This window comes from Streptomyces sp. NPDC041970 (assembly GCF_055588985.1).
This window is the reverse complement of the sequence record NZ_JBVJCD010000094.1, coordinates 1-8,692: the sequence shown is the minus strand read 5'-3', so window position 1 is coordinate 8,692 and position 8,692 is coordinate 1. Positions and strand designations below refer to the sequence as shown.

At 72.5% G+C, this 8,692-nt stretch carries 8 protein-coding genes; 5 read left to right on the top strand and 3 right to left on the bottom strand.

Annotated elements, in window-relative coordinates:
• Window positions 1-178: 178 nt before the first annotated feature.
• Together ACZ6EJ_RS27020 and ACZ6EJ_RS27015 are read right to left on the bottom strand one after the other, a co-directional pair.
• Complete coding sequence (locus ACZ6EJ_RS27020; protein ID WP_469270750.1) at window positions 179-1,771, bottom strand: outer membrane protein assembly factor BamB family protein; 1,593 nt, start codon at window positions 1,769-1,771, stop codon at window positions 179-181.
• A gap of 48 nt (window positions 1,772-1,819) precedes the next feature.
• Window positions 1,820-2,113: a hypothetical protein gene (locus ACZ6EJ_RS27015; RefSeq protein WP_469270749.1), complete on the bottom strand. Its 294-nt coding sequence runs from the start codon at window positions 2,111-2,113 to the stop codon at window positions 1,820-1,822.
• Between the two features lie 299 nt (window positions 2,114-2,412).
• Here ACZ6EJ_RS27015 and ACZ6EJ_RS27010 point away from each other — a divergent pair, with 299 nt between their 5' ends.
• Entirely contained in the window at window positions 2,413-3,303 is an 891-nt protein-coding gene (locus ACZ6EJ_RS27010) for a LysR family transcriptional regulator (protein WP_469270748.1), read from the top strand.
• 122 nt (window positions 3,304-3,425) lie between these two features.
• Here ACZ6EJ_RS27010 and ACZ6EJ_RS27005 read toward each other — a convergent pair whose 3' ends face one another.
• Entirely contained in the window at window positions 3,426-3,758 is a 333-nt protein-coding gene (locus ACZ6EJ_RS27005) for a WhiB family transcriptional regulator (RefSeq protein ID WP_469270747.1), read from the bottom strand.
• 451 nt (window positions 3,759-4,209) lie between these two features.
• On the opposite strand from ACZ6EJ_RS27005, the gene ACZ6EJ_RS27000 reads away from it, so the two are divergent.
• From ACZ6EJ_RS27000 to ACZ6EJ_RS26985, 4 genes are all read left to right on the top strand, one after another.
• Entirely contained in the window at window positions 4,210-4,821 is a 612-nt protein-coding gene (locus tag ACZ6EJ_RS27000; protein WP_003948568.1) for a response regulator transcription factor, read from the top strand.
• Between the two features lie 278 nt (window positions 4,822-5,099).
• Entirely contained in the window at window positions 5,100-5,675 is a 576-nt protein-coding gene (locus ACZ6EJ_RS26995) for a sigma-70 family RNA polymerase sigma factor (RefSeq protein WP_030084428.1), read from the top strand.
• Window positions 5,676-5,802: 127 nt separating this feature from the next.
• Window positions 5,803-7,305: an IMP dehydrogenase gene (gene guaB, locus ACZ6EJ_RS26990; protein WP_469270745.1), complete on the top strand. Its 1,503-nt coding sequence runs from the start codon at window positions 5,803-5,805 to the stop codon at window positions 7,303-7,305.
• 105 nt (window positions 7,306-7,410) lie between these two features.
• Window positions 7,411-8,535, top strand: a complete 1,125-nt coding sequence (locus tag ACZ6EJ_RS26985; protein ID WP_469270744.1) for a GuaB3 family IMP dehydrogenase-related protein — start codon at window positions 7,411-7,413, stop codon at window positions 8,533-8,535.
• The last annotated feature ends 157 nt before the right edge of the window (window positions 8,536-8,692 follow it).

Below are 8,692 nucleotides of genomic sequence, written 5' to 3'. Positions count from 1 at the left end.
GCGGACCTGCCCCCCCCGCCCCAACCCCCCCCCCCCCACCCCCCTCCCCCCCCCCCCCCCCCCCCCCCCCCCCCCCCCGGCCCTCGGCCCCCCCCGCGGCGGCGGCCCGATGCCCGCCGCCGCACTCGTGCTCAGTGCGGTCGTCGTACGCGGCACGCGCCGCGTACGCGAACCCCGGTCAGGACGGGGCGGGGGCGAACGCCACCATGCGGGGTTCGCGCCGGTCGTCGTCGCCGCTCACGCCCGCCGAGGTCATGACGAGCCGTTCGCCGACATAGGCCAGCCGCCCGGCGAACGTCTTGTACTCGGGTCCCACGGCCGACGCCGGGTGGCGCAGGAGGACCTTCTCCGTGCCCGCGCCGCGCGGGCCCATCCGGAAGACGCGGCCCGGACGGCTCGATGTGGCCGCCTCGTGGACGAGCAGTGTCCGGCCGGCCTCCGCGCGCAGCGGGAACAGCCTGTGGGAGTCGTCGGACTTGACGCCCCAGAGGAACTTCCCGGTGGCGAGGTCGTACGTGCCGACCTGGTCGGTGCCGCCCAGGGCGATGTGGCCGTGGCCGACCGCGGTGCCGCGGCAGGGCTGGGCGTCACTGCCGCCCCCGTCCCCGGCGCAGTGCTCGAACCCCTTGACCCGCGGGTCGAAGGTGGCGAGGTGCTTCCCGCCGGGGCCCAGGGAGGAGACGCGCCAGTCCTTGGCGGAGTCCTTGGTGTTGAAGGTGGTGAAGACGACCGGATCGACGGAGAGCACCCGCGCGAACTGCCAGCTCCTGGCCGTCTGGTGACGCCACAGCACCTTTCCGGTGCGCGGGTCGATCTCGCGGAGCTGGCTGTAGTTCTTGCCCCGGTCGAAGGAGAGCGCGCAGTCGGAGCTGACCAGGAGCCGGGACCCGCCCGCCACGTTCTCCGGGTAGCACTTCCCCCCGTTCTCCGCGGGGATGTCGTAGAGCTTCTTCCCGTCGGCGACCCGGTAGGCCGATGCCTTCATGTCATGGGCGAGCGCGAAGGTCCCCCCGCTGACGGCGCTGTACACGAGGAGCCTGGAGTCGTCCGCGCCGGACGAGGCCAGTTCCTTGTGCCACCCCTTCTTCCCCGTCCGCAGGTCGATCATCTGCATCTGGCTGCACGGGTTCATCCGCTCGGCGGTGGCGCTCTCGTGGTAGAGGATCACGACCTTGCCGTCCGGCGTGGGGTTGGCCGGCGTCTCGCAGACGGTGGCGGGCAGGGTGACGCTCCAGACCTCGGCGCCGTCCGAGAGGCGGTAGGCCGCGACCTTCCGGTGGAGGGCCTGGACGGCGAGGTCGCCCACGATCCACAGGTCGAAGACCTTGTTGTATCCGCCGGGCAGGTCGGTCTTGTCGTCGACGATCCACGCCGACGCGTCCCCCGGCTTCCGCCCGGCGTTGATCTCCTGCGTCGTCGGTATGTGCTGCGACTCCGGGGCGCGCGGAGCCGGAGCGGGGGACTTCGGCGCGGTCGCGGAGGGGCTGGGCGACGGCGTCGCCTTCTCGGCGGCGGTCGGCTCCGACCCGCCCCACTCCCCGCCCGTGGCGGCGTACAGCCCGCCCGCCGTGGCGATGAGCGCGAACGCGACCACGGCGGCGATGACCGGCCCCCGGCGGAAGCGGCGGCGCGGCGGCGGTCCGGGCGGCGGCCCGTAGCCCTGCGGGGCGTGCGGGTGCCCGGCCATGGGCTGTGTCGACGCGTACGGGTTGCCGGGTACGGGCTGCGTCGGCGCGCCTGGTTCGTACCAGGGCTGCGGCGGGTTGGACACGGAAGTCTCCTGGAAGGGGCCACTCGGTTCGGAATCGGTTTCCACGGCTCAGGACGGGGTGCTCCGCCGACGCGCGACGCTGCCGCCGATGCCGAGCGCGATCCCGAGGGCGATGCCCGCCGCACCCATTTTGATCTGCGTCGGGCCCTCTTCCTTCTGGGCCATCATCTCGTCGTACGTGCGCTTGTTCCCGTTGGAGTCCACGCAGGTCAGACCGGGTTTGATCGCCATCCCGCCGCACATCTCGCCCTGGTCCGCCTTCGTGCAGCCGCCCATGAGGGCGAGCAGGCCGATGACGGTCGCGGCGATGCCGAGGACGTTGAGGACGCGAGCCAGGGTCACGGGGCCTCCCGAAGCCGTGGAGTTCGCCCGCCGTCACTGGACGACGACGCGTGGCCTCCAGCCCCTGGGCCGGAGGACCCCGGTCGCCGCCGCACCGGCGGAGCACAGGTCACTGGGGGTGGACGCGCCGCGCGCCGACGCAGTTCCCGCCGACGGACCGGGGTCACAGGGCCGATGCCGTTCCTTCACCGCCCCCTGCCGCACCGCCTCCGGGCGGGTGCGCGCGTACCGACCTCCCGCTCCTCAAAGAGCCGAACGATTTATTGGCCCGCGACCCAAGAGTCTCTTATGGTGGAGAGGTGATCGAAGCACGCCACCTCCGCGTCCTGCGCGCCGTGTCCGCCACCGGCTCGTTCTCCGCCGCCGCCCGCGAGCTGGGCTGCACCCAGCCCGCGGTCAGCCAGCAGATGAAGGCGCTGGAGTCCTCCGCGGGCACCACGCTGCTGATCCGCACCGGGCGCGAGATGCGGCTGACGCAGGCGGGCGAGGCGCTGGTGCGGCACGCCTCCGGCATCCTCGCGGGGTTGACCGCCGCGGAGGAGGAGATCGCCGCCATCGCCGGGCTGCGGGCGGGCCGGGTGCGCCTGGTCTCCTTCCCGAGCGGCAGCTCCACCCTGGTCCCCGGCGCCCTGGCCGCGCTGCGCGCCGAGCACCCCGGCACCCGCGTCTCCCTCGTCGAGGCCGAGCCGCCGCGCTCGGTGGACCTGCTGCGCGACGGGGACTGCGACATCGCGCTGGCGTTCCGCTACGGGACCACCGGCGGCGAATGGGACGACCTGGTGGTCCGGCCGCTGCTCACCGACCGGCTGATCGGCCTGGTCCCGGAGGGGCACCGGCTGGCGGACGCGCCGAGCGTGGGCATCGGCGAACTGGCCGAGGAGTCGTGGATCGCGGGCTGCCCGCGGTGCCGCCGCCAACTGGTCGAGGTCTGCGAGGAGGCCGGCTTCACCCCCCGCATCGACTTCGCCACCGACGACTACCCGGCGGTGATGGGCCTCGTCGGGGCCGGGCTCGGGGTGGCGGTGCTGCCGGAGCTGGCCGTGGAGTCCGTACGCCCCAAGGGGGCCAGGACCGTGCCGGTGGAGCCCGCGATCGAGCGGGAGATCGTGGCGCTCACCCTGCCCGACCTGGCCCGCGTTCCGGCGGTGGCGGCCACGTTGGACCAGTTGTCCCGGACGGCCGCCCGCTGAGGCGCCGGGGCAGCCCTGCCCGGCGCGGTCCGGAGCGCCGCCGACCGCCTCGCGGCCGGTCGGGTCCGGATGGCTGAACCTTTCGAAGAAACGTTTCTGCGACCGCTTGGGCCGTCCGGGTGTCAGGTGGGGCCGGGGCCGGTGGCGGCCCGCGGGGACGTCGTCGTGATCAGCCGGGACCTGGCCCGGCCCATCAGCTCCTCGCGCTCGTCCTCGGTCAGACCGCCCCACACCCCGTAGGGCTCCCGTACGGCCAGGGCGTGCGCCGCGCACTCGGCCCGCACCGGGCAGCGCATACACACCTCCTTGGCGGAGGCCTCGCGGGCGCTCCGGGCCGCGCCGCGCTCCCCTTCCGGATGGAAGAACAGGGAGCTGTCCACGCCTCGGCACGCCGCGAGGAGCTGCCAGTCCCACAGGTCTGCGTTGGGTCCGGGAAGGCGGGAGAAATCTGCCATTGCTTGTCCCCTCGGAGCTGTGCTGCGTCGGAAGCGGGGGCCTCGACCGTCTGCGACCGGCGGTCCTCCGCGTTCGACCGCCGGTGATCGTGTGACCTAAGTCTCGACCGTACATCTATGGTGCTAGTAGATGTAAATATGACTGATCGGGAATCTACTCACAGACACCCCGAAAGAGAAGAAATGCTGCCAAATAGGGCACGTCTTTGCGAAGGAATTCGGTTGACGGGTGAAGCACCCGTGCCGTTCTCCTCTGTGAGCGTCTCTTCACGTAGAGTGCCGAACTCTGTGGTGCCGCCCGTAACTCTTTCGAGTGACCGTCGTTAAGAGAGCGGATGCGGTTGACGGGAATCGAGCTCGGGCACACGTCCGAGGGGGTCGACCGCACAGGTGACGACTTGTTATCAGCCTGGAGGCTCAAGGTGACGCGCACTAGTTGCGGAGGACGGCCATGACATCCGTCCTCGTATGCGACGACTCCCCGCTTGCCCGAGAAGCGCTCCGTCGTGCGGTGGCCACCGTGCCCGGCGTCGAGCGCGTGACGACGGCGGCCAACGGCGAGGAAGTCCTCCGCCGCTGGGGCGCCGACCGCTCCGACCTCATCCTGATGGACGTGCGGATGCCCGGCCTGGGGGGCGTGGAGACGGTCCGGCGGCTGCTCTCCGCCGACCCCGGCGCCCGGATCATCATGCTGACCGTCGCCGAGGACCTGGACGGCGTCGCGCTCGCGGTAGCCGCGGGCGCCCGCGGCTACCTGCACAAGGACGCCTCGCGCGCCGAGCTGCGGGCGACCGTCACCCAGGCGCTGGCCGACCCGACGTGGCGGCTCGCCCCGCGTCGGCTGCGCTCCGCCGAGATGGGCGCGGCCCCCACGCTCACCGCACGCGAGATCCAGGTGCTGGAGGGCATGAGCCACGGCCGCTCCAACGCGGAGATCGGCCGCGAGCTGTTCCTCTCCGAGGACACCGTCAAGACCCACGCCCGGCGCCTGTTCAAGAAGCTCGGCGCCTCGGACCGCGCCCATGCCGTCGCCCTCGGCTTCCGCTGGGGGCTGGTCCGCTGACGACGCCCCCGAGCCGCCCCCGTCCGCAGACCGGCGGGCGGGGCCGCGGAACGGGCCGCCGGCTCCACACCCCGTGACCGGGCGACCGCGCGACGGCGTCATGTGACGCTTCCCGGCCGATGACGCATCCTTGAGTCGTGGAGTTCCTCAGGAACGATTCGGTCGAGCGGAAGGGGAGGGCGCAGGACATGACATCCGGCGCACCCGCTCATAACGCTTCGGTGCACAACTCGGGACGCGGTGGAGCGGACTGTACGCCCGCAGGGCACCATGGTCCGATGCGCGACGACGAGACGACGGTGATCGGTGCCCTTGTGCACCGGGCCGTCGACGGCGACGCGCAGGCCACCCACGACCTGCTGGCCCACGTCCACCCCCTCGCCCTGCGCTACTGCCGCTCCCGGCTGAACCGGCTGCCCGGTGACGCTCGCCACTTCGTCGAGGACCTGGCGCAGGAGGTCTGCGTCGCCGTGCTGATGGCGCTGCCGCGCTACAAGGACACCGGCAGGCCCTTCGAGGCCTTCGTCTTCGCCATCGCCGGCCACAAGGTCGCCGACCTCCAGCGCGCCGCGATGCGTCACCCCGGATCGACCGCCGTGCCCTCCGACGAGATGCCGGAGCGGCCCGACGACTCCCTCGGCCCGGAGGAGCGCGCCCTGCTCAGCAGCGACGCCGCCTGGGCCAAGAAGCTCCTGGCCAACCTCCCGGAGAACCAGCGCGAGCTGCTGGTGCTCCGGGTCGCGGTCGGGCTGACCGCGGAGGAGACCGGTCAGATGCTCGGGATGTCCCCCGGTGCGGTCCGGGTCGCCCAGCACCGCGCGCTCAGCAGGCTGCGGGCGCTGGCCGAGCAGTAGCGGACGGTCCAGGCCGCCCGCCGGGAGGGTGCGGACCAGCCAGGTGATCTTGACAGTGGAATGAGACGCCCGCCGGGGCCGTTAGCATGGACATCCGCACCGATCAAGGCCATTTGGGGAAGGTGTCATGACTGCAAACGTCGACGGAGTGCCCGAGAAGTTCGCGACGCTCGGGCTGACATACGACGACGTGCTGCTGCTGCCGGGCGCGTCCGGGGTCCTGCCCAACGCGGTCGACACCTCGTCTCTCATCTCGCGCAACGTACGGGTGAACATCCCCCTGCTGTCCGCCGCGATGGACAAGGTGACCGAGGCCCGGATGGCCATCGCCATGGCCCGCCAGGGCGGCGTCGGCGTGCTGCACCGCAACCTCTCGATCGAGGACCAGGTGAACCAGGTCGACCTGGTGAAGCGGTCCGAGTCGGGCATGGTCACCGACCCGATCACCGTGCACCCCGACGCCACGCTCGGCGAGGCGGACGCGCTCTGCGCCAAGTTCCGCATCAGCGGCGTGCCGGTCACCGACCCCGCGGGCAAGCTGCTCGGCATCGTCACCAACCGCGACATGGCCTTCGAGTCGGACCGCACGCGCCAGGTGCGCGAGGTCATGACCCCGATGCCGCTGGTCACCGGGCGGGTCGGGATCTCCGGCGTCGAGGCCATGGAGCTGCTGCGCCGCCACAAGATCGAGAAGCTGCCGCTGGTCGACGACGCGGGCATCCTCAAGGGCCTCATCACGGTCAAGGACTTCAAGAAGGCCGAGCAGTACCCGAACGCCGCCAAGGACGCCGAGGGCCGCCTGCTCGTCGGCGCGGCCGTCGGCGCCAGCCCCGAGGCGCTGGACCGGGCGCAGGCCCTCGCGGCCGCCGGGGTGGACTTCCTCATCGTCGACACCTCGCACGGGCACAACAGCAACGCCCTCGACTGGATGGGCAAGATCAAGTCCAGCGTCGGCGTGGACGTCATCGGCGGCAACGTCGCCACCCGCGACGGCGCGCAGGCCCTCATCGACGCCGGCGTCGACGGCGTGAAGGTCGGCGTCGGCCCCGGCTCGATCTGTACCACCCGCGTGGTCGCCGGCATCGGCGTCCCGCAGGTCACCGCGATCTACGAGGCCGCGCTCGCCGCGCGCGCCGCGGGCGTCCCGGTGATCGGCGACGGCGGCCTCCAGTACTCCGGCGACATCGGCAAGGCGCTGGCCGCCGGGGCGGACAGCGTCATGCTGGGCAGCCTCCTCGCGGGCTGCGAGGAGTCGCCGGGCGAGCTGATGTTCATCAACGGCAAGCAGTTCAAGTCCTACCGGGGCATGGGCTCGCTGGGCGCCATGCAGTCCCGCGGGCAGGGCCGGTCGTACTCCAAGGACCGCTACTTCCAGGCCGAGGTGGCCTCGGACGACAAGCTCGTCCCCGAGGGCATCGAGGGCCAGGTGCCCTACCGCGGCCCGCTGGCCAACGTCCTCCACCAGCTCGTCGGCGGACTGCGCCAGACCATGGGCTACGTCGGCGCCGAGTCCATCGACCAGATGGAGAGCAAGGGCCGCTTCGTCCGGATCACCTCGGCGGGGCTCAAGGAGAGCCACCCGCACGACATCCAGATGACGGTGGAAGCGCCGAACTACAGCAGGAAGTAACGCACCGGCGCGGGGGAGGGGCGGACCGGGGATTCCCGGTACCGCCCCTTCGCCGCGTGTCGGGGATACTGGGCAGCGCAGACGTAGAGGGAAAGGCCACACATCGTGACTGAGATCGAGATCGGGCGCGGCAAGCGCGGCCGCCGGGCTTACGCATTCGACGACATCGCCGTCGTTCCGAGCCGCCGCACCCGCGACCCGAAGGAGGTCTCGATCGCCTGGCAGATCGACGCCTACCGCTTCGAGCTGCCGTTCCTGGCCGCCCCCATGGACTCCGTGGTCTCCCCGCGGCACGCCATCCGCATCGGTGAGCTGGGCGGCCTGGGCGTGCTGAACCTGGAAGGGCTGTGGACCCGGCACGAGGACCCGCAGCCGCTGCTCGACGAGATCGCCGAGATGCCGGTCGAGTCCGCGACCCGCCGGCTCCAGGAGATCTACTCCGCCCCCATCCAGGAGGAGCTGATCGGCCGCCGCATCAAGGAGGTGCGCGACTCCGGCGTCGTCACCGCCGCCGCGCTCTCCCCGCAGCGCACCGCCCAGTTCTCCAAGGCCGTCGTGGACGCCGGCGTCGACATCTTCGTCATCCGCGGGACGACGGTCTCGGCCGAGCACGTGTCGGGCGCGGCCGAGCCGCTCAACCTGAAGCAGTTCATCTACGAGCTGGACGTCCCGGTCATCGTCGGCGGCTGCGCCACGTACACCGCCGCCCTGCACCTGATGCGGACCGGCGCGGCCGGCGTCCTCGTCGGCTTCGGCGGCGGCGCCGCGCACACCACGCGCAACGTCTTCGGCATCCAGGTCCCGATGGCGACCGCCGTCGCGGACGTGGCCGGGGCCCGCCGGGACTACATGGACGAGTCCGGCGGCCGGTACGTGCACGTCATCGCGGACGGCGGCGTCGGCTGGTCCGGCGACCTGCCGAAGGCCATCGCCTGCGGCGCCGACGCCGTGATGATGGGCTCCCCGCTGGCCCGCGCGACGGACGCGCCGGGCCGCGGCCGGCACTGGGGCATGGAGGCCGTCCACGAGGACGTGCCGCGCGGCAAGCTGGTCGACCTCGGCCCGGTCGGGACGACGGAGGAGGTCCTCACCGGCCCGTCCCACACCCCCGACGGCTCGATGAACATCTTCGGCGCGCTGCGCCGCGCGATGGCCACCACCGGCTACAGCGACCTGAAGGAGTTCCAGCGCGTCGAGGTGACGGTGGCGGACTCCCAGCACAGCCGCTGACCCCGCCCGTACGGCGAAGGGGGCGGGGAGGGGGGGGGGGGGGGGGGGGGGGGTTGGGGCGGAGGGGGGGGGGGGGGGGGGGGGTGTGGGTGGGGGGGGGGGGGGGGGGGGGGGCTGTGTGGGGGGGGGGGGGGGGGCGGGGCGGGGACGCCTCGCC